14 protein-coding genes are annotated in these 20,445 nt (G+C 73.0%); 13 read left to right on the top strand and 1 reads right to left on the bottom strand.

Features of this window, described 5'->3' with window-relative positions; genetic code table 11:
- The first annotated feature begins 5 nt into the window (after window positions 1-5).
- From ACZ6TD_RS41430 to ACZ6TD_RS41475, 10 genes are all read left to right on the top strand, one after another.
- Window positions 6-386: a LysM peptidoglycan-binding domain-containing protein gene (locus ACZ6TD_RS41430; protein WP_471346473.1), complete on the top strand. Its 381-nt coding sequence runs from the start codon at window positions 6-8 to the stop codon at window positions 384-386.
- Entirely contained in the window at window positions 376-1,515 is a 1,140-nt protein-coding gene (locus ACZ6TD_RS41435; protein ID WP_471346475.1) for a hypothetical protein, read from the top strand. The genes ACZ6TD_RS41430 and ACZ6TD_RS41435 overlap by 11 nt, the downstream gene beginning before the upstream one ends.
- A 17-nt stretch (window positions 1,516-1,532) precedes the next feature.
- Window positions 1,533-2,066 carry a phage baseplate assembly protein V gene (locus tag ACZ6TD_RS41440; RefSeq protein WP_182473933.1) on the top strand — a complete coding sequence of 178 codons (534 nt, stop codon included), beginning with the start codon at window positions 1,533-1,535 and terminating at the stop codon, window positions 2,064-2,066.
- Window positions 2,067-2,103: 37 nt separating this feature from the next.
- The gene (locus ACZ6TD_RS41445) at window positions 2,104-2,451 is read left to right on the top strand and encodes a hypothetical protein (RefSeq protein ID WP_389546768.1); all 348 of its coding nucleotides are present in this window, start codon (window positions 2,104-2,106) and stop codon (window positions 2,449-2,451) included.
- Window positions 2,448-2,861, top strand: coding sequence for a GPW/gp25 family protein (locus ACZ6TD_RS41450; protein WP_471346478.1), 414 nt, complete (start codon window positions 2,448-2,450; stop codon window positions 2,859-2,861). The genes ACZ6TD_RS41445 and ACZ6TD_RS41450 overlap by 4 nt, the downstream gene beginning before the upstream one ends.
- 118 nt (window positions 2,862-2,979) lie before the next feature.
- Window positions 2,980-6,177, top strand: coding sequence for a putative baseplate assembly protein (locus ACZ6TD_RS41455; protein WP_471346480.1), 3,198 nt, complete (start codon window positions 2,980-2,982; stop codon window positions 6,175-6,177).
- The gene (locus ACZ6TD_RS41460; protein WP_471346482.1) at window positions 6,174-10,157 is read left to right on the top strand and encodes a putative baseplate assembly protein; all 3,984 of its coding nucleotides are present in this window, start codon (window positions 6,174-6,176) and stop codon (window positions 10,155-10,157) included. The genes ACZ6TD_RS41455 and ACZ6TD_RS41460 overlap by 4 nt, the downstream gene beginning before the upstream one ends.
- Window positions 10,154-12,331, top strand: a complete 2,178-nt coding sequence (locus tag ACZ6TD_RS41465) for a hypothetical protein (protein WP_471346484.1) — start codon at window positions 10,154-10,156, stop codon at window positions 12,329-12,331. Before ACZ6TD_RS41460 ends, ACZ6TD_RS41465 begins: the two co-directional genes overlap by 4 nt.
- 103 nt (window positions 12,332-12,434) lie before the next feature.
- Window positions 12,435-13,970, top strand: coding sequence for a DUF6519 domain-containing protein (locus ACZ6TD_RS41470; protein ID WP_471346486.1), 1,536 nt, complete (start codon window positions 12,435-12,437; stop codon window positions 13,968-13,970).
- Window positions 13,971-14,049: 79 nt separating this feature from the next.
- Complete coding sequence (locus ACZ6TD_RS41475) at window positions 14,050-14,937, top strand: peptidoglycan-binding protein (RefSeq protein ID WP_471346488.1); 888 nt, start codon at window positions 14,050-14,052, stop codon at window positions 14,935-14,937.
- A gap of 221 nt (window positions 14,938-15,158) precedes the next feature.
- Here the strand turns inward: ACZ6TD_RS41475 and ACZ6TD_RS41480 are convergent, their stop codons facing one another.
- A complete protein-coding gene (locus ACZ6TD_RS41480) occupies window positions 15,159-15,788 on the bottom strand; it encodes a TetR/AcrR family transcriptional regulator (protein WP_471346490.1) in 630 nt (209 codons plus the stop codon).
- A gap of 263 nt (window positions 15,789-16,051) precedes the next feature.
- On the opposite strand from ACZ6TD_RS41480, the gene ACZ6TD_RS41485 reads away from it, so the two are divergent.
- The 3 genes from ACZ6TD_RS41485 to ACZ6TD_RS41495 all read left to right on the top strand — a co-directional run bounded on the left by ACZ6TD_RS41485 (window position 16,052) and on the right by ACZ6TD_RS41495 (window position 20,396).
- Window positions 16,052-17,365, top strand: a complete 1,314-nt coding sequence (locus tag ACZ6TD_RS41485) for a UDP-glucose dehydrogenase family protein (RefSeq protein ID WP_471346492.1) — start codon at window positions 16,052-16,054, stop codon at window positions 17,363-17,365.
- 63 nt (window positions 17,366-17,428) lie between these two features.
- On the top strand, window positions 17,429-18,664 hold the full coding sequence (locus ACZ6TD_RS41490) for a glycosyltransferase (RefSeq protein WP_471346494.1): 1,236 nt from the start codon (window positions 17,429-17,431) through the stop codon (window positions 18,662-18,664).
- 115 nt (window positions 18,665-18,779) lie between these two features.
- Window positions 18,780-20,396 carry an MDR family MFS transporter gene (locus ACZ6TD_RS41495; RefSeq protein WP_471346496.1) on the top strand — a complete coding sequence of 539 codons (1,617 nt, stop codon included), beginning with the start codon at window positions 18,780-18,782 and terminating at the stop codon, window positions 20,394-20,396.
- Window positions 20,397-20,445: the final 49 nt, after the last annotated feature.

Here is a 20,445-nt window from a genome sequence, read left to right on the forward strand (position 1 = left end):
AGCAGATGGCCGGGTCACAGTCACAGCCGTACGAGAGCGCGCTCGACGCGATTCCGGGGTCGCACCCCTACCCCCGCTCCAGCCGCTACCACGACGCCGAGATCGGCATCCACACCCAACCCGACGGGACGCCCGTGCGGTACGTCAAGCGGCGGTTGCTGCCGCCGCTCAGCGCGGACACCGACGAAACGAGCACCCACACCGTCAGCAGCGGCGAGCGCCCCGACCACCTCGGTCAGCGCTACTTCGGCGACCCCGCTGCCTGGTGGCGGATCGCCGATGCCAACCCGGTCCTCGATCCCCGGGAGCTGACCGCCGAACCCGGGCGGGACATAGCCATCCCCGACGGGTTCCCGGGAGGAGGTGGTGGGGGCCATGGCCGATGAGCCCGTGGGCCAAGGGCCCATTCACCTCGAATTACGGATGGGGCCCAAGCTCACCCGCCCCGTGCCCCCCGAGGTCACCGAGGCGCTGCTGTCCGCGCAGATCACCACCACGGCGGGCGAACGCAGCGGCTTCCAGATGGCGTTCGACCTCACCAAAAAGGGCGCGATCATCGATCGGCTGCTCCCCGAGGGGTTCTTCGACCCCCGCACCCGCGTCATCGTCACGGCCGCCGTCAAGGGAACGCCGATCGTCCTCCTCGACGGGCTCATCGTGCGCCACGAGGTGGGGGCCAGCAATCAGCCCGGGCAGACCACCCTCACCGTCACCGGCGAGGACCTCACCCTCCTCATGGACCTCGAGGAGCGGACCGACCGTTACCCCAACCTTTCACCCTGGCAGCGCGTCACCCGCATCCTCACCAAATACACCGACTACGGCATCGAGGCCGACGTCGTCAAAGAGAAGATCCTCCAACCGCCCAACGCACAGCGCCGCGTGGACTACCAGACCGGCACCGACCTCCAGTACGTCACCGATCTCGCCCAGGCCAACGGCTATGTCTTCTACCTCATCCCCGGGCCCGTGGCCGGTGTCACCACCGCCTACTGGGGCCCCGAGAAGCGCGTCGGAACACCCCAGCACGCCCTCACCGTCAACATGGACGTCAACTCCACCGTCGACCAGTTGACGTTCGCCTACGACGGGACCGCCCGCGAGGAGCCCCAGGCCCGCTGGCAGGACCCCGCCACCCGCACCTCCACCCTCCTCGCCCAGCCCGACATCAGCCCCCTCCGGCCGCCCCTCGGCAAAAGAGCAACCCCCGCCCTCAAGCGCAAGACCCTGTCCGGCACCGCCAAGAAGGACCGGGCGCAGGCCGAGGCCGAAGCCCTGGCGAGGGCCGCCACCACCGCCGACGCGATCTCCGGTTCCGGCTCGCTCGACGTCAACCGGCACGGGTACATCCTCCAGCCACGCCAGCTCGTCGGCGTCCGGGGCGCCGGGGTCACCTACGACGGGGAGTACTACGTCAAGTCCGTCACCCACAACCTCCGGCCCGGCTCCTTCCAGCAGAACTTCACCCTCACCCGCGAAGGGCTCATCGCCCGGAGCGACACCGTTCGACCCTGAGCCCTCAAGGAGCCCTCATGGCGGCAACGCCCAACAACCGCTTCCTCGGCAAGTTCCGGGGCCGGGTGCGGGACAACCAGGACCCGCTCGGAATCGGCCGGATCACCGTCGAGGTGCCCGATGTCCTCGGCGATGAGCCGTCGACCTGGGCCATGCCCTGCTTCCCCTTCACGGGGGAACAGCAGCGGCCCGCCGGGCAATACGTCGTGCCGTCCGTCGGGGCCGGGGTGTGGGTGGAGTTCGAGCAGGGGGACCCCAGCTTCCCCATCTGGACGGGGTGCTGGTTCGGGGCCAGGGAGCAGCTCCCGGAGGACGCGCGGACCGATCCGGCGACCGCCCACCCCGTGGTGATCCAGACGCCGGGGAAGCACAAGATCGTGATGTCCGACGTTCCGGCCGAGGGAATTCTGCTCCAGGCGCCCGGCGGCGCGTCCATACGGATCGACGCGACCGGTGTGCACATCGACAACGGCCAGGGGGCTTCCGTTTCCCTGGTCGGAGACCAAGTCGACCTGAACCAGGGCCGGTTGACCGTGCCCAAGAAGCGATAGAGCGATAGTCAGCAGCCAACGGGGAGGGACAAGCGACGTGTCCGGGAATTCCGGGAATCTCGTCAGCCATACCGCCGTGATCAGTTGCCCGCACGGCGGACGCGTACAGGCGGCATCCGGTGCGTCGTCGTCCGGTGTGCGGCTCGACGGGCAGCCCGTGCCGACCGCCGACGACGTCTTCACGGTCGTCGGCTGCCCGCACACCGTCGACCGCGTCCCGCTGCCGTGCACCACCGTCCGGTGGACTCCGGACCGCGACACGGTGCTGATCGACGGCGTGCCCGTGCTGCTCGACACCTCCTCGGCACAGTGCTTCAGCGCGGGGCTCGTGCCGCAGGGGCCACCCGTTGTCTCCGCCGCGCGGCAAGGGGTGAGGTGCGGATGAGGACACCGACCGGCAGGACACACATCGGCAGGACACACACCGTACGGACCGATATCGCCTTCCCGTTCCGGATCGACCGGCGCGGGCGCACCGCGCACGCCGACCACGACGACCACATACGCGATCTCATCGAGCAGTTGCTCTTCACCAGCCCCGGCGAACGCGTGATGCGGCCCGACTTCGGCTGCGGGCTGCTCGACCTCGTCTTCACGCCCAACAGCCCCGAACTGGCCTCCGCCGTCGAGCTGTCCGTCCAGGCGTCGCTGCAGCGCTGGCTCGGCGAGCTGATCGAGGTGGAGTCCCTGGACGTGGTCAGCGAGGAGAACGTCGTACGCGTCCATCTGCGGTATGTGGTGCGCGCCACCGCCGGCCCGCGCGATGAGGTGTTCGAGGGGAGGGGCGCCGCATGAGCGTGTCGTGGCGCGCCGCGCGGGCTGGACTGAGGAGCCGTGCGGCCACGAAGGAGCGAGCAGTGACGAAGGAAGCCCGCGCGGGGAAGCGCGCCAGGACTGAGCGGGAGGGAGGGGCATGAGCCACCCGGCCACCACGTCACGGCGCGATCGCGTCAGGGCCGCCCACCTCAACGGGGTGGACGCCGTCGAGGTCGGCGACGACGGCATCACCCTCACCGTCACCTTCCTCGGCAAGGCCCCGCACGGCCTGCGCCCGGAGAACGTACGCGTCGACGGCGGCCGCCGGATCACCGGCATCGAGGTCATGGAGGTCTCCGTCGAGCGCGAGGAGGACCCCGAGCTCGACGACAAGCTGTACGTCACCGTGGACCGGGCCGGGGACACCTCCGCCTACCGGCTCTCCCTCGTGGACACCGATCCCTACGGGCGGCCCGGCACCGAACCCTTCCCCGGCTTCGACCAGCGGTACTTCTCCGCCGAGTTCACCTTCCGGCCCGACTGCCCCACCCCCTTCGACTGCGAGGATGAGGGCCACGACGAGTCGGACTGCCCGCCCACCTTCCGCCCCGCCCCCGTCATCGACTACACCGCCCGCGACTACGACACCCTCCGCCAGGTCGTCCTGGACCGGCTCCGCCTCACCACCCCCGACTGGGTCGAGCGCAACGCCGCCGACCTCGGCACCACCCTGGTCGAGCTGCTCGCCTACACCGCCGACCAGATCAGCTACCAGCAGGACGCGGTGGCCACCGAGGCGTATCTCGACACCGCCCGCCGCCGGGTGTCCGTACGCCGCCACGTGCGGCTCATCGACTATCCGATGCACGACGGCTGCAACGCCCGCGCCTTCGTCACCGTCGAGACGACCGAGCCGCTGACGCTGGAGCCGGGGGAGTACCGCTTCGCCGCCGTGGACATCCGAACGCTCGGCCCGCTGGACCGGCCGGACCTCGGGGCCGTGCTGGACGACCGGGAGCTGGCCGTGCTCGATGAGCGCGGATCGGTGGAGGTGTTCGAGCCCGTCGTCACCGATCGCCCCCTTCACCTGCGGCCGGAACACCACCGCATCCGCCTGTGGACCTGGGGCGGTGAGGTGGGCTCGCTGCCCGTGGGCGCCACCTCCGCGACGCTGCGCGACGAATGGGCCGACGAGGAGTGCCGGGCCCGCACGATCGATCTGTGCCCCGGCGATCTGCTGCTCTTCGAGGAGGTGCGGGGGCCGCGCTCCGGGACGCCCGGCGACGCCGACCCGTCGCACCGGCAGGCCGTGCGCCTCACCTCCGTCACCCCCGCCGTCGACCGGCTCGCCGAGCAGCCGGTGCTGGAGGTCACCTGGGCACGGGAGGACGCGCTGGCCTTCCCGCTGTGTCTGGCCACCCGGGGCGGTCCGGACTGCGCGCCCATCGAGGACGTCAGCGTGGCGCGCGGCAATGTGGTGCTGGTCGACCACGGCCGCTCGCTGACCTTCTGCTGCGGCACACCGGAGACCCGCACCGTGCCGCCCGTCCCCGCCGTCGCCGGCACCTGTGACCCACCCGCCTTCGGCTGCTTCGACAAGGACGCCGGGAACGCGCCCGCACGGCTCATCGACTCCCTGCTGGACCGGGCCCGCCACGGGCGGCAACTGACCCCCGACGACGTGCGGGAGCTGTTCACCACCGTCGGCCCGGAGGCCACCGGCCGGGCCGGGATCGGCCTGGAGTCGGCCGGGCAGCGGCGCGAGAAGGTCGTGCCCGGCACCGCGTACGCCCAGGCCGAGGCCCTGCGGACGCTTCTCGCTCAAGTCCTCTACCCCGGGATCGTGCCGCGCTTCCGGCCCGTGCTCCACCAGGCCCCCGTCACCCAGGCCGTGCCCTTCCCCGATCCGCGCCACATCGCGGCCGGGCAGGCCGAGCACCTGGCCGCCATCCCGGGGCGGGTACGGCAGCGGCTGACGGAGCTGTGGCGCAGCGCCCGCGACCGCGACGGGCTCTCGGACGAGGAGATCGCCGAACTCACCGTTCTGTTCGGGCTGCGAGTCCTGGAGCGCCTGGAACTGGCCCGCCACCCGGTCCGCGCGCTGCGCGAGTTGCTGCACCGCTGCGACCGGCTGCTCGACGCCAAGCTGGGGCGCCTGGCCGCACTGACCGCCAGGGCCCGGGCGGGCACCGTCCTGGACGGGCGCATCGCCTGGGAGATCGCCCACAGTTGGGGCCGGACGTACGCCGCCGGGCTGCGCCCCGAGGATCCGGTGCTGCACGGTCCGGCCGCCGCCCTCGTCCAGGATCCACGGGCCGCGCTCCCCGCCGTATGGATCGAGGCCGGCGACGAGACCTGGACCCCGCGCCGCGATCTGCTCACCTCCCGCCCCCGGGACCGCCACTTCGTCGGCGAGCTGGAGGACGACGGCCGTATCGCGCTGCGCTTCGGCGACGGACGGTACGGCGCCACGCCGAGGCCCGGGGCGCGCCTCGCGGTCCACTACCGGACCGGTGGCGGCACGGCGGGCAACGTCGGCCCCGAGGCCATCAACCACCTGGTGCTGTGCCGGGATCCAGAAGCGGCGGACACCGGACGGCCCCTGCCCGTGGCCGGGGTGCGCAATCCGCTGCCCGCCGTCGGCGGCACCGAGCCCGAACCGGTCGAGCGGGTCCGCCAGCTCGCCCCGCTCGACCTGAAGCGCACCCGGCACCGGGCCATCACCGCCGAGGACTACGCGGCGCTCGCCTCCGGACTGCCCGGTGTGCGACGCGCGGCGGCGGAGATCCGCTGGACCGGCAGCGTGCGGGAGGCGCACATCGCCATCGACGCGTACGGGACCGGGGCGCCGCCCCCCGCCCTTCTCGACGCGGTCGCGCACGCCCTGGAGGGCTACCGCCGGATCGGACACGACCTGGTGGTCGGTCCGGCCCGCGCCGTGCCGCTGGACATCGCGATCGAGGTGTGCGCCGCGCCCGGACACCAGCACGGGCAGATCCTCGCCGAGCTGTACCGGGCGCTGGGCAGCCGCCGGTTCTCCGGCGGGCGGCTCGGCTTCTTCCACCCCGACGCGCTCACCTTCGGCGAACCGGTACGGCTCAGCCGCCTGGTGGCCGTCGCCGCGGCGGTGCCGGGGGTGCGACGCGTCGAGGTCACCCGGCTGCGACGGCTGTGGCATGAGGGGCTGGAGGGGCCGAAGGAGCCCGATGACGGCACCTCGTACGAGACGACACACGGCGAGGCGCTGGAAGAGGGCATCCTGCGCATCGGCCCCCTGGAGATCGCCCAATGCGACAACGACCCCGACCGGCCCGAGAACGGCCATCTGGTCATCGAGCTGAAGGGGGCCCGATGAGCGACCACTCCGATCACGTCAACTCCGGTGGGTGCGGCTGCGGTTGCGGCGGCCACGACGAGCGCCGGGCCGCCCCCGGCACCCCGCACAACCCGCCCGGCCGCACCGCCCTGGACTATCGCGTCGGCGACTACGGCTCGTTCCTGGCCGCCATGCTCGACCGGCTCGCCTCGCCCGCCTACCCCGCGCTGCGCGGCCTGACCGTACGCACCCCGGACGACCCGGCCATCGGGCTGCTGGACGCCTGGGCGGTCCTAGGCGACCTGCTGACCTTCCACTCCGAGCGGATCGCCGACGAGGGCTATCTGCGCACCGCCCACGACCCCCGCTCGCTCGCCCTCCTGGGGCGGCTGGTGGGGCATGTGCCGCGGCCGGGCGTGGCCGCCGACACCCACCTCGCCTACACCCTGGACCGGGATCCGCGCGCCGAGGACGTGGTGGTGACGATTCCGCGCGGGGCCATCAGCCACAGCGTCCCGGCGGCCTCCGACGAGGAGTCGCAGACCTTTGAGACGAGCGAGGACCTGGCGGCCCGCTGGGCGTGGAACGAACTGGCGGTGCGCCGCCGCCGGCCCGCCCTGATCGGCCCCGACGACCTGCGGCGCCGCTCCGAGCTGCTGGTGTCCGGGACTTCGCTCGGGCTGACCGTCGGCGACAAGCTGCTCTTCGTCTTCGGCGGGACGGCGGAGTCCGGGGGCGGCGGCCAGGGGGCGCCTCCCAGCGGTAGCCGGGGGAGGCTGCTGCTGCCGGTGGCGCGGGTGACCGTCGACCGCGAGGAGGACGTGACGGCGATCGGGCTGCCGCGGTCCGCCCCGCCGTCCCTCAAGGAGCTGGTGGACGAGGTACGGCGGTGGATCACCGACCCGGAGGCGGACGAGGACCCGGACGACCGGGGGGACGCCGAGCCCACGCCGGACCACCCCGATCCGCGCCCCGTCAGCCGCCTGATCGAGGAGTTCGACGCGCAGGTCCTGGCGCCGCTGCGGGGCGACCTGGACGGGATCACCACCCCCGGGCAGCTCGCCCGGCGGCTCGCCGAACCGCATGACAGGCTGGCGGAGGCGCAGGTGCTGGCGGCCCCGTACGAGGAGGTCGCCGCCTGGTTCGAGCGGCTGGAGGCCGTGATCGGCGAACTGCGCGAGCGGGCGGGGGAGTTGGACGCCACCGGGTCCGGCGAGGCGCGGTTGCGGTCCCAGCTCGCCGAGGACCGTCCCGCGGCCGACAGCGCCACCGAAACCTACGACCCCGCCACCGAACCCCACGCCCTCGCCACCGGGACCCACGGCCCCGCCACCGGGCCCGCCCACGGCACCGCCGCCGTGCGCGCGCTCGGCGCCGTCCTGCCCGCCCTGCGCACCCGCGTCGTACGGCCACCGTCCGGCGCCCGCGCCACGGCGGCGCACGATCCGCGGCGGCTCTTCGGGCCCGGCTCCGACCTGACCGCCGGGCTGCTGTCGGCCCTCGACCCGAGGGTGGAGAGCGGGATGTACGCGGCGTGGCGCCGCGCCGCCCCGGCCGCCACCGCCCCGCCGGGGACCGTCCCGCTCCTGCGCGAGCTGCTGGCGATGCGGGTGACGGCCGCGCCCTTCGGGGCGATGGCGCCGCTCAAGCCGGTGCAGGACGACCGGGGCCGGGTCATCCGGCAGACCGACTGGCCGCTGACCGGGGGTGAGCTGACCGCGGTACGGATCGTGTACGACACGGCGGGCAAGGTGCCGGTGAAGGCGGAGTTCCAGCACATCGAGACCGGGACGTCATGGCAGCGCGGCGAGAACCTGCCGCAGACCGCCGAGTTCGAGCTCGGCCCGGGAAGGGTGCGGCTTTCCACCCGCGTCGGCCAGGACCACGACCTGGGCTGGCTCCGGGGCCGTCCCACCGACTCGCAGGAGCCCGGTGTCACCGCCACCCTGCTGCCCGGACTGCCCGCGCTCACCCTGTTCGTGTCCCGGCCCGCCGAGGACGGGCGGGTGCATGTGGTCGTGGACAACGGAGAGACCAAGCAGTGGATGCTCAGCCGTGGCGAACCCCCGAAGCAGATCGGCTACGGCGCCTATGAACTGACGCTGCGGTTCACCCCCGGCAGCGAGCCCCCGGCCGTCGAGATCGGCATCGCCACCGTGCCCGAGCCCACCAACCGCTATGTGCTGCCGCTGGATTCGGTGCAGAACTCCATCACGGTCGGCGACTGGGTGGCCATCGAGCGCCCCCGCAAGGGGTCCGGCGAGCCGGACGGCATCCCGGGCGACAAGAAGCTCGCCTCCGTCACCACCCGCGTCGTCGCCGTGCGCACCGCCGCGTACACCAACTACGGCATGACCGGCCGCGGCACCCAGTTGACGCTCGCCGACCCGTGGCTCGACGAACACGATGTGCTGCTCTCCGCGATCCGCGACACCACCGTGTACGCGGGCGGTGAGCCGCTGCGCCCGGCGGACGAGCCGCTGGGCGAGGATGTGCACGGCAACGAGATCGAACTCGCCGAGCTGTACGACGGGCTGCGGCCGGGCCGCCGGATCGTCGTCTCCGGTGAGCGCACCGACATCCCGGGCCCGGCCGGGCCGGGCGGCCCGGCCGGGGTCCGGGGCACGGAGCTGGCGGTGATCGCCGCCGTGGACCAGCGCGTCGACCCCGACCTGCCCGGCGACCACGTGCACACCACCCTCACCCTCACCGCCGATCTGGCCTACCGCTACCGCCGCGAGACGGTCCGGATCCAGGGCAACGTCGTGCCCGCCACGCACGGCGAGAGCCGTGACGAGCCCATCGGCGGCGGCGACCCCGCCCTGGCCAACCAGACCTTCACGCTGTGGCAGTCGCCGCTGACCTGGCTCCCCGCGGACAACCCCCTGGGCGCCACCCCGGCCCTCGAGATCCGGGTCGACGGGCTGCTGTGGCACCGGGTGGACAGCCTCGCCGGACGCGGACCGCGCGAGCGCGTCTACGTCACCGGGACCACCGGCGACGGGCGGACCACGGTGACCTTCGGCGACGGGGTGCACGGCGCCCGGCTGCCCGGCGGCCACGAGAACGTACGGGCCCGCTACCGCTTCGGCACCGGCAAGGCCGCCAACGTCCCCGCGGACCGCGTCACCCAGGCCCTGACCCGGCCCCTCGGCGTCACCGCCGTCACCAATCCGCAGCCCGCCACCGGCGGCGCGGACGGCGACGGCCCTGGCCTGACCCGCCGCACCATCCCGCTCGCGGTCTCCGCGCTCGACCGGCTGGTCTCCCTCCAGGACTACGAGGACTTCGCCCGGTCCCGGGCGGGCATCGGCCGGGCCGCCGCCCGTGAACTCTTCGACGGGCGGCGCAGGGTGCTCCAGGTGACCGTGGCCGGGGTGGACGACGCGCCGATCGGGGAGGACGCGGAGGTGCTGCGCGCCCTGCGCGCCTCGCTGGCCGCCTACGGGGACACCCGGCTGCCGGTGCGGGTCGATGTGCGCGAGCTGGTGCTGCTGGTGCTGGTGGCACGGGTGAAAGTGGCGCCGGACCACTCCTGGGAGCTGGTCGAACCCCGGCTGCGTCAGGCCCTGCTCCGCGAACTCGGTTATCCGGGGCGTGAGTTGGGGCAACCGGCCGCGCTCTCCGAGGTACTGGCCACCGCCCAGTCGGTGCCCGGTGTGGACTATGTGGACGTGGACGCCTTCACCGGCGTCCCGGCCTCCAGCACCCCGCGGGAACTGGCCGGCCTGGCGGCCCGGCTGACCGAGCCCAGCGCCGTGGTCCCCGCCCGGCCCGCCGAGTACGCCGAGGACACCTACCGGGTCACCGCCGCCGACGGCGAGACGCTCACCGACATCGCCGGACGCCACGGCATCCCGCTCGCCGAACTGCTGCGCCTCAACCCCGACATCACCGACACCCGCCGACTGGCCAAAGGCCGCTCGGTGTCCGTCTTCCGTGGCATCCGCCCGGCGCGGCTCGCGATGTTCTCACCCGAAGTCCCGGACACGCTGATCCTTACGGAGGTCACCTCATGAGCAGGGAGCCGGACGGGCTCGCCGAGCTGCTTCCGCAGTGGCATCGCCTCAGGGACGCCGAGGCGGGCGAGCCCCTGCGCGCCCTGCTCGCCGTGATCGCCGAGCAGGTCGATCGCGTACGCGACGGGGTGGAGCACAGTTACGACGACTGGTTCGTGGAGACCGCCACCGCATGGGTGCTGCCGTACCTGGGAGATCTGGTCGGCTACCGCCCGCTGCCCGGTTACGAGCGGGTGCTGGCCACCGGACTGCGCGACGGCGGCCCGCCGGACGCGTCCCTGGCGCGGCTGGCCGAGGCGCTGGCGCCGCGCCGGGACGTGGCCGCCACCGTGGCCCACCGGCGGCGCAAGGGCACGCTCGCGCTGCTGGAGGAGCTGTCCGCGTCGGTGGCCGGATGGCCCGCCCGCGCCGTGGAGCTCTCCCGGCTCACCGCGCACCAGCAGCCGGTCAAGCTCTACGGCGGGACGGGCGGCACGGCGGCGGACCTGCGCAGGCTCTCCCGGGGCCGGCTCGCCGACCTGCGGGACGGGGCGGCGCTGGACCTGGCGGGCGGGCCGTTCGGCACGGTGGCGCGCTCGGTGGACGTCCGGCGCGCGGGCTCCCGCCGCAGACCGGGCGGCCACACCCCGTCCGGGGTCGGGCTGTTCGTGTGGCGGCTGAAGCCGTACCCCGTGACCAGGGCGCCCGCGTACTGCATCGACCGGGCCCGCAACCTCTACACCTTCTCGATCCTCGGCAATGACACCCCGCTGGTGGCCCGGCCCGAACCCGAGCCATCGGCCACGCGGATCGCGTCGCTGGACAACGTGCCCGCGTACATCCGCCGCCGTCAGCTCGCCGACCACCTCCTCGACACTTACGGTCCCGGCAAGAGCTTCACCATCTGGCGGGACGGCCACGACGAGCCCGTGCCGCCGTCGGACATCGTGGTGGCCGATCTGACGGACTGGCGCTACCGCGCGAGGCGCGGCCAGGTCGTCATCGACCCCGAGCTCGGCCGGATCGCCTTCGGCTCGCGCACCGCGCCGCGCCACGGCGTCTGGGTCACCTACCACTACGCGTACCCCGACGACATGGGTGGCGGGGAGTACGACCGGGACGACCGCGAGACCTCCCCGGCCGCGGCGGTCTACCGGGTCGGGCCGGGGTGTGCGTACCAGCGGATCATGGACGCGTACCGGCAGTGGCAGCACGACCGGCGGGGCGGGCGATGCGGTCCCGAGGGCATCATCGAGATCACCCACAGCGGCGCCTACCAGGAGCAGCTCGACTTCGACCTGGATCCGGGCGACCGGCTCGAACTGCGTGCCGCCGAGGGCACCCGGCCGGTGATCCGGCTGCTGGACTGGTACAGCAACCGCCCCGACGCGCTCAACATCCGGGCGCGGGAGGAGCACGGTCACACCGGTGGCGAGGCGCCGCGCATCGTGCTGGACGGGCTGCTGATCGCGGGGCGCGGCCTCAACGTCACCGGGCCGGTCGGCGCCGTGGTGCTGCGCCACTGCACCCTCGTCCCCGGCTGGTCCCTGGAGCCGGAGTGCGAGCCGCGCTCGCCCGACGAGCCCAGCCTGGTCCTGGAGCGCACCACCGCGTGCGTCCAGATCGAGCGCAGCGTCCTCGGCACCATCGAGGTGATCGGCGAGGAGGTGCACACCGACCCGCTCGCCCTCCACATCCGCGACTCCGTCCTGGACGCCACCGGACACGACCGCCCGGCGCTGTCCGCCCCGGACTGCCGCCACGCCCACGCCGTACTGCACGCCCACCGCACCACCGTCATCGGCGAAGTGCACACCCACGCCGTGCGGATCGGCGAGAACAGCCTCTTCACCGGGCGGATGCACGTGGCCCGGCGCGGTGTCGGATGTCTGCGGTTCAGCTATGTGCCGCCGGGCTCGCGCACCCCGCGCCGCCACCGCTGCCAGCCGGACCTGGTGGGCGCCGAGGAGGCGTGGCGGGTGCGGCCGCTGTTCAGCGGCGAGCGCTACGGCACCCCGGTGTACGGGCAGTTGGCGGCCGGATGCGCGGAGGAGATCCGCCGGGGCGCCGAGGACGGCGCCGAGATGGGCGCCTTCCACGACCTGTACCAGCCGCAGCGCGAGGACAGCCTGCGGGCGCGGCTCGCGGAGTACGCGCCGACGGGCACGGACGCGGGAGTCATCGCCGTGACGTGAGCCGATGCCCATGCCGACAGCCACGCCGCAGCCCGCTCGTCCGGGCCCGGGCCCGAGCCGCGCCCGCCAGACTTTTCGAACCTTTTCGAGGGGGACCCCTTCCATGCACGCCGATCTCTCCCGTCTCACCTTCCGGCCCGACCGGCGCTACTCCGCCGTCGTCGCCCAGCAGGGCCGGGTACAGCTCGACGCCGACGCCAACGAGCAGACCGCGATCCAGCTCCACCAGGCCCGTACCCTCGCCGCCGACCTGATCGGGCGGCACGGCGGCCCGGCCGGGGACGCCGGTTTCCGCATCCGGTTCAAGGGCGGCAGCCGCGATCTCGACGACCTGATCATCGAGGGCGGCCGCTACTACGTGGACGGCATCCTGTGCGACGCGACCCGGCCGCTGCCCGGTGTGGCCGTCGACGACGAGGCGGCGGACGGGGCCTCCGGCACGGAGGCGGAGGCCGACCCGCCCGAGCCCGACGAGCCGCCCGCCACCTGGACCTACTGGGACCAGCCGGACGCCTACCGGGACCCGGAGCGGCCGGGCGACCGGCTGCCGGAGCGGCGTCCGTTCCTGGTCGCCCTGAAGGTGTGGGAGCGGTCGGTGACCGCCGCCGAGGACCCGGCGCTGCGCGAAGTGGCCCTCGGCTCGGTGATGCCGGACACGGCTGCGCGGGTCAAGGTGGTCTGGCAGGTGCTGCCGGTGGAGAGCGCCGCCCTGGAGCTGGAGAACCCGGGAGGGGCGAGCAAGGAGCAGGTCGGCAAGGCGTTCGAGGCGTGGGCGCGGAAGGCCACGGCGCCCGGGTCCCGGCTGGCGGCGCGCGCCGAGCGGCCGGAACACGCGGACCAGGACCCCTGCCTGGTCCGGCCGGACGCCCGCTACCGGGGGCCGGAGAACCAGCTCTACCGAGTGGAGATCCACGAGGGTGGCACGGCGAAGGAGGCCACCTTCAAATGGTCCCGGGAGAACGGCTCGGTGGTCTTCCCGGTCGACGAACTCGACGGCACCTGGGTCGAGTTGGCCTCGCTGGGCAGCGACGACAAGCTGGACCTGGGCGTCGGGGACCTGGTGGAGTTCGTGGACACCGCCTACACCAGCCGGGGCGAACCGCTGCCGCTGCTGCGGGTGGAGGAGGTCGACCTGCCGGGGCGGCGGGTGCGGCTGTCCGGCGAGCCCGAGCCGGGTGTCGGACGCCGCCCGGAGCTGCGGCCGTTCCTGCGCCGCTGGGACCACCGGGAGACCACCCGGCGCCCCCGCAAGGGCGCGGCGGCGCGGCTGAAGCGCGGTGCGCTCAAGGTCGAGGAGGGCCGCTGGCTGCCGCTGGAGGACGGTGTCGAGGTGTACTTCGCCCCCGACGGCGCCTACCGCTCCGGGGACCACTGGCTGATCCCGGCCCGCACCGCCACGGGCAGCGTGGAGTGGCCGGTCAACGCGGCCCGCAAACCGCTGCTCCAGGCCCCGGCGGGGATCCAGGCGCACTACGCGCCCCTGGCGTGGGTGACGGCCGAGCAGGCGGAGCTGGATCTGCGGATGGTGTTCGGGCCGCTGGCCACGCCCGCCCCGGCCGCGGACGCGTCGGCGCTCGCGGCGGAGGCCGAAGCGGAAGCCGAGACCAGGGCCAGGGAGGACGCCGAACCGGAAGCGTAGGCCCGGTCCGGAGCCGATTGAGTTCCGTGCCCGTGGCATCCGTACATCACCATGCCTCATCCCTAAGGAGCACATCACCATGGCTACGCCGCTCACCGCCGACCGTCTGCTCAAGGCGCTTCGCGACGAGGGACTGGAAGTCCATGAGTACCGCGACTGGCGGACTCACAACCGCAACAGCAAGGGCCCCTGGGGGCCGGTCAACGGGGTGATGATCCATCACACCGTCACCAAGGGCACGGACTCCTCCGTGGAGCTGTGCTACGAGGGGCACGCGTCACTGCCGGGGCCGCTGTGCCACGGTGTCATCGACAAGTCCGGCGCGGTCCACCTGGTCGGCAACGGCCGCGCCAACCACGCGGGCCTGGGCGACGGCGACGTGCTCAGAGCCGTCGTCGACGAATCCGCGCTACCCCCCGACAACGAGGCCGACACCGACGGCAACCGCCACTTCTACGGCTTCGAGTGCATCAACCTCGGCGACGGCGAGGACCCCTGGCCGGAGGCGCAGAAGCTGGCGATCGAGAAGGTGTCCGCGGCCATCTGCCGCGCCCACGGCTGGACCCAGCGCTCGGTGATCGGCCATCTGGAGTGGCAGCCGGGCAAGGTCGACCCGCGTGGCTTCACGATGGACAGCATGCGCGGCCGCGTAGCCAAGCGGCTCGGCGCCAAGCCGGACGGCCCGGCCCCCAAGCCACCGGCACCCAAGCCACCGGCGTCCTACGAGCCGTTCCCGGGCGCCGACTTCTTCCGGACCGGCCGCGAAAGCAAGATCATCACCGCGATGGGCAAGCGGCTGGTGGCCGAGGGCTGCGGTCGCTACGAGGAGGGCCCGAGCCCGGAGTGGACCGAGGCGGACCGCAAGTCCTACGCGGCCTGGCAGCGCAAGCTGGGCTACTCCGGCGATGACGCGGACGGCATCCCCGGCAAGACGAGCTGGGACAAGCTGCGCGTGCCGAACGTCTAGCCGCCACACCGGTTTCCCCCAAGGGGCGTCCGACGGATCTTGCCGCCTGGGGCGGGCTGCTCCCCTACCCGCCCCTTCCCGCTACCAAGGGCTTCGCCCCTGGACCCCGGGGGCTGGGGCGGAGCCCCAGATTCGGGGAGGGGCGGGTAGGGGAAAGAACCGCCGGACACCCCGCGGGCCGCCATGGCGGCTTCCCCGCCCCGGGGCGGAGCGAGGAGAGGTCAGCCGTCCTCGCTCCCGCCCCCGGGGCAGCCCGCGTCCAGCAGCGGATCGATACCCGCCCGGAGGAAGCGCAGCAGGGTGTCGTCGGGCGTGGCGGCCAGCGCCGGTGAGCGGATGGCCAGGCGCAGCAGGGTGATGCCCATCAGCCACGCCGCCATCAACTCGGCCCGCAGTTCGGCGTCCTCGCCCTCCAGACGCCGCGCGAACCCCTCCGAGAACACCTCGGTGATCTCCTCGCGGAGCCGCCCGACGGTCTCCTCCCGGCTGGAGGAGCGCAGCTTGGTCAGCAGCGGATGCGGGGCCTCCTCCTCGGTGGGCCCCGTGGAGACCACGTCGCAGATCCACGCCGACACCTCGTCCAGCGGCAGATGGCGCAGCGGCTCGAACATGCCGGTGCTGGTCGACACGGCGTCGAACAGCGCCTCCTTTGAGCCGAAATAGCGGTAGACCAGGGCGGCGTCCACCCCCGCGTCCTTGGCGATGTCGCGCACGCTGCAGCGGTCGTAGCCGTACCTGGCGAACCGCAGCGCGGCGGCCCCCAGCAGGGCGCTGCGCGTGCCCGCCGCGTCGTATCTGCGGGCGCGGCGAGGGTGGTCGTCGCACCCTCCTGTGTCGCTTGCCCGGTTCACTCGTCGTACCTCCGCCTGGACCGTGCCGTACATGCTGCCGGTTCAGCCTCGCATGTCCAGAAGTCATCCACCGTTGTCATCACTTGTTGACCAAGCTGTGGGTCGGCGCGTTATGTTTTGTCAACGCGTGGTGACTTTGGTCGCCGCCTCGCGCGGTCCCGGCCGGACGACGGTGTCCGGCCTGCTCGTCTCCCGACCGGGCGGCCCTGTGCCGCCCTCGCCACGCACCCGCATCTGACCCCCAGCAGAAGTGGTGATCCCCTGTGCAGATACGACGCGTCGCGGTGGTGGGCACCGGCTATGTCGGACTGACCACCGGTGCCTGTCTGGCCACCCTCGGCCATCGAGTGGTGTGCGCGGACACCGACCACCAGAAGGTCGAACGGCTCCGGCGCGGACAGGTCGACATCCTCGAGCCCCGGCTGCCCGAACTCGTCCGGGAGGGACTGGACTCCGGGCGGCTCGCGTTCGTCCGCGACACCCGGGCCGCGGTCGCCGAAGCCGACGTGGTGTTCCTGTGCCTGCCGACCCCGATGGGCGTCGGTGGCGCCGCCGACCTGGCCGCCGTCGAGGCCGTGGCGGACCAGATCCGCGACGCGCTGCCGCGCGGCAGCGTGGTGGTCAACAAGTCCACCGTGCCCGTGGGCACCGCCGAGCGCGTCGCCGCCCTGCTGGACCGCCCCGACGTGGCCGTGGTGAGCAACCCGGAGTTCCTCCGCGAGGGGTACGCGGTGCGCGACTTCCTCCACCCCGACCGCATCGTGGTCGGCGCCGCGGACCGGGACGCGGCGCGCCGGGTGGCGGACCTGTACGCCGGGCTGGACGCCCCGCTGGTGCTCACCGACGCCGCCGGCGCCGAACTCGCCAAGTACGCGGCCAACTTCTTCCTGGCCATGAAGCTCTCCTTCGCCAACAACCTCGCCACGCTCTGCGAGCACTTCGGCGCCGATGTCGACGATGTGCTCACGGGCATCGGCCACGACCCCCGCATCGGCTCGGCCTTCCTCAAGCCGGGCCCCGGCTGGGGCGGCTCCTGCCTGCCCAAGGACACCCACGCCCTGCTGACCATCTGCCAGGAGTCGGGCGTGGACTTCCCGCTGCTGGGCGCCACCATCGAGACCAACGTCGAGCACCAACGGCGGCTCGTCGAGCGCGTGGTGGCCGGATGCACCCCGGGCGACGGCTCGCTGCGCGGCGTACGGCTGGCCGTGCTGGGCCTGGCCTTCAAGGCGGGCACCTCCGATCTGCGCGACTCACCGGCCCTGGCCATCGCCCGGCTGCTCAAGGAGCGGGGCGCCGAACTCCACGCCTACGACCCCGCGCTCAGCGAGACCCGCCCCGACCTCAGCGATCTGCTCACCCTCGTGGACACCCCCGAGGAGGCCCTCCGGGGAGCGCACGCCTGTCTCGTCCTCACCGAGTGGCCGGAGTTCCGCGACCTCGACTGGGAGCGCGTCGCCGGACTGCTCGGGTCACCGGTGGTCTACGACTTCCGCAACCTCCTGGACCCGGACCGGCTGCGCCGCGCCGGACTCACCTGCGAGGGCATCGGCCGCACGCCCGCGATGGCGCGCTGACGGCCCCGCCCCATCTGCCCCTTCCTCGCCGTACGAGACCCTTCCCACAGAAAGGCCCCTGCGTTGCGGGTACTGTTCACTACGCTCGGCAGCCCCTCCCACGGCCGCGCCCAGCTTCCCCTGGCCCGGGCCCTCGCGGCGGCCGGCCATGAGGTGCTGGTGGCCACCACCCCGGTCCTCGCCCCCGTCTTCGCACTGGACGATGTGCGGGTGACCACGTGCCTCGACGACCTCTCCCCGGCGACCTTCCTCGGCTCCGTGATGGCCGAGGAGGCCGGCCCGGCCGGTCCGCCGGACATGGCCCGGATGGGCGACGCGGAGCGGCAGGCGTTCCTGCTGCGCGTCGTCACCAAGGTCCTGTCCGGCCCGATGGCCACGACGCTCCTGGACGCCCTGCTCCCCGTGGCACGCGACTTCCGGCCCGACCTCATCCTGCGCGACGGCATGGACCTCGGCTCCTGCCTCATCGCCGAAATCCTCGGCATACCCCAACTGCCCACCCCTTCCGGGAGCAGCAACACCTTCAACCCGGAGAAGGTGCTGCCGCACCTCAACGCCCTGCGGCAGCAGCGCGGGCTGGCCACCTCGCAGGACCCGCTGTCGGTGGTCCCGCACGGGCGGATCGACTACGTGCCCCCGGCCTTCTCCTTCGCCCAGCACCTGCCGGCGTCCTGGGCCTACCGGCAGACGGTGGACGTGGACCGCGGCGCCGTGCTGCCGCGCTGGGTCGCCGAACTGCCCACCGACCGCCCACTGGTGTTCGCCGCCATCGGCACCGCGATCCCCATGCTCCGCGACAAGGCGCGCGAGGCGGACGCCCCCGCGTCGCCCATGCCGATGCCGGACCCGGTGCAGACGCTGCGCGCCATGGTCCAGGGGGTGTCGCGGCTGGAGGAGTGCACCGTCATCCTCGCCACCGGGAGCATCCCCGTGGACACCGACGGGGTGCCGCCGCACGTGCACATCACCGATCGGCTGCCCCAGCCGCTGCTGCTGGAATCCGTGGACCTCTTCCTCACCCACGGCGGTTTCAACAGCATCCGCGAATCGCTGCGCACGGCGACACCGATGGCGGTGCTGCCCCAGTTCGGCGACCAGCCCGGCAACGCCCAGCGGGTCGAGGAACTCGGCCTCGGCCGACGCGTCACCGACCCCACACCGGACGGCATCAATGCCGTCTGCCGTGAGGTGCTGGCCGACGACGGCTGCCGCGCCCGGGCCCGCCGGGCACGGCTGGAGATGCTGGCGCTGCCGGAGATCGACAGTGCTGTCCCCGACCTGGAGAAGCTCGCCGGATAACACCCCGCTCCGGAGCCCGGGCCCCCGGCGCCCGGGCTCCGGGCCCCGCTCTTCCCGCGGGATTCCAGCCCCCGCCACGTCCCCCACGCGCGGCAGAGAAGGTTCGCAGGTACGTATGTCGTCCTCATCCACCACCACCGAGCCCACCGAGCCCCAGACCCCCGCCCGGCTGACCCACCGCCAGGTCGTCACCGTGCTGTCCGGGCTGGTGCTCGGCATGTTCCTCGCCGCGCTGGACCAGACCGTGGTCTCCTCGGCGCTGCGCACCATCGCCGACGATCTGCACGGACTCACCGCCCAGGCGTGGGTGACCACCGCCTATCTCGTCACCGGCACCATCGTCACCCCGCTGTACGGGAAGCTCTCCGACATCTACGGCCGCCGCCCGGTCTATCTGTCCGCGATCGTGTTGTTCACCTTCGGGTCGCTGCTGTGCGGATTCGCCACGTCCATCCACCAGCTCGCGGCCTTCCGGGCGGTGCAGGGCCTCGGCGGCGGCGGGCTGATGTCCCTCGCCATGACGATCATCGCCGACATCACCTCGCCACGGGAGCGCGGCCGCTACCAGGGCTACATCACGGCGGTGTTCGCCGGGTCCAGCGTCATCGGCCCGTTGGTGGGCGGGGTGTTCGCCGGGCGCGCCACTCTGCTGGGGATCGACGGATGGCGCTGGATCTTCCTGGTCAACGTGCCGCTGGCGGCTCTCGCCATCGTGGTGATCCTGCGCGTACTGCACATACCTCACCAGCCCGTACGGCACCGGCTGGACTACGGCGGGGCGCTGACGCTGGCTGTCGGCATCGTGCCGCTGCTCGTCGTGGCCGAACAGGGCAGGAGCTGGGGCTGGGCCTCCCCCCGGGCGCTGGTGATGTACGCGGTGGGAGTGATCGGGCTGGTCGCCTTCGTCCTGCTGGAGCGGCGGATGGCGGATGCCGCGCTGCTGCCGGTCAGGCTGTTCCGCATCCGCGCGTTCCGGCTCGGCACCGTGCTGCACTTCACCGTGGGCATCACCATGTTCGGCGCCATGACGACCCTTCCGCTCTATCTCCAGCTGGCCAAGGGCATGAGCCCGATGGGGGCGGGCCTGGCCACGCTGCCCACCATGGCGGCGAATGTCACGGTGACCCTGGTGGTGGGCCGGCTGATGTCACGGACGGGCCGGTTCAAAATCCAGCTGGCGGCGGGCGTCGGCTCCCTCACCGTCGCCATGCTGGTGTTCGCCACACTGAAGGACGACAGCCCGCTGTGGTACGTGGCCATCGGCATGGTGTTCATGGGGGCGGGCCTCGGCGCGGCGATGCAGACGATCACCACGCTCGCCCAGTCCGAGGTGCCCGGGCGGGACATGGGGGCGGCCACCGCGTCGGTGAACTTCTTCCGGTCCAACGGCGGCACGGTGGGCGCCGCCGCCTTCCTGTCCATCCTCTTCTCCCTGGCCGGTACGCGGATCAGCGACCGCCTGGCGGTGGCCTCGCAGGACGCGTCGTTCCGCAGGCTGGCCGAGGAACCGGCGAACGCGGAAGCGCTGAAGGGCGTCGTACGGCCCGACGGCGGAGTGAACCTGGAGGACTCGGCCTTCCTCCACCACCTCGATCCGGCCGTGGCGCAGCCGTTCCTGGAGGGCTATGTCAGCGCCCTGCGCGTGGTCTTCCTCACCGGCGCCGCGGTGGGCCTGATCGCCTTCGTGATCGCCGCCTGGCGGGTGCCGAACACCCAGCTCTCCGCCGACTGACCCGGTCGGCGGGAGCGGGCGGGGACACCGAGGCGACGGCGAGCGGACC

The organism is Streptomyces yongxingensis, assembly GCF_055597465.1.

Excerpts from the sequence above, each read along its gene's own strand:
- ACZ6TD_RS41430 (WP_471346473.1), top strand. The coding sequence starts at position 6 with ATGGCCGGGTCACAGTCACAGCCGTACGAGAGCGCGCTCGACGCGATT.
- ACZ6TD_RS41435 (WP_471346475.1), top strand. The coding sequence starts at position 376 with ATGGCCGATGAGCCCGTGGGCCAAGGGCCCATTCACCTCGAATTACGG.
- ACZ6TD_RS41440 (WP_182473933.1), top strand. The coding sequence starts at position 1,533 with ATGGCGGCAACGCCCAACAACCGCTTCCTCGGCAAGTTCCGGGGCCGG.
- ACZ6TD_RS41450 (WP_471346478.1), top strand. The coding sequence starts at position 2,448 with ATGAGGACACCGACCGGCAGGACACACATCGGCAGGACACACACCGTA.
- ACZ6TD_RS41455 (WP_471346480.1), top strand. The coding sequence starts at position 2,980 with ATGAGCCACCCGGCCACCACGTCACGGCGCGATCGCGTCAGGGCCGCC.
- ACZ6TD_RS41460 (WP_471346482.1), top strand. The coding sequence starts at position 6,174 with ATGAGCGACCACTCCGATCACGTCAACTCCGGTGGGTGCGGCTGCGGT.
- ACZ6TD_RS41465 (WP_471346484.1), top strand. The coding sequence starts at position 10,154 with ATGAGCAGGGAGCCGGACGGGCTCGCCGAGCTGCTTCCGCAGTGGCAT.
- ACZ6TD_RS41470 (WP_471346486.1), top strand. The coding sequence starts at position 12,435 with ATGCACGCCGATCTCTCCCGTCTCACCTTCCGGCCCGACCGGCGCTAC.
- ACZ6TD_RS41475 (WP_471346488.1), top strand. The coding sequence starts at position 14,050 with ATGGCTACGCCGCTCACCGCCGACCGTCTGCTCAAGGCGCTTCGCGAC.
- ACZ6TD_RS41495 (WP_471346496.1), top strand. The coding sequence starts at position 18,780 with ATGTCGTCCTCATCCACCACCACCGAGCCCACCGAGCCCCAGACCCCC.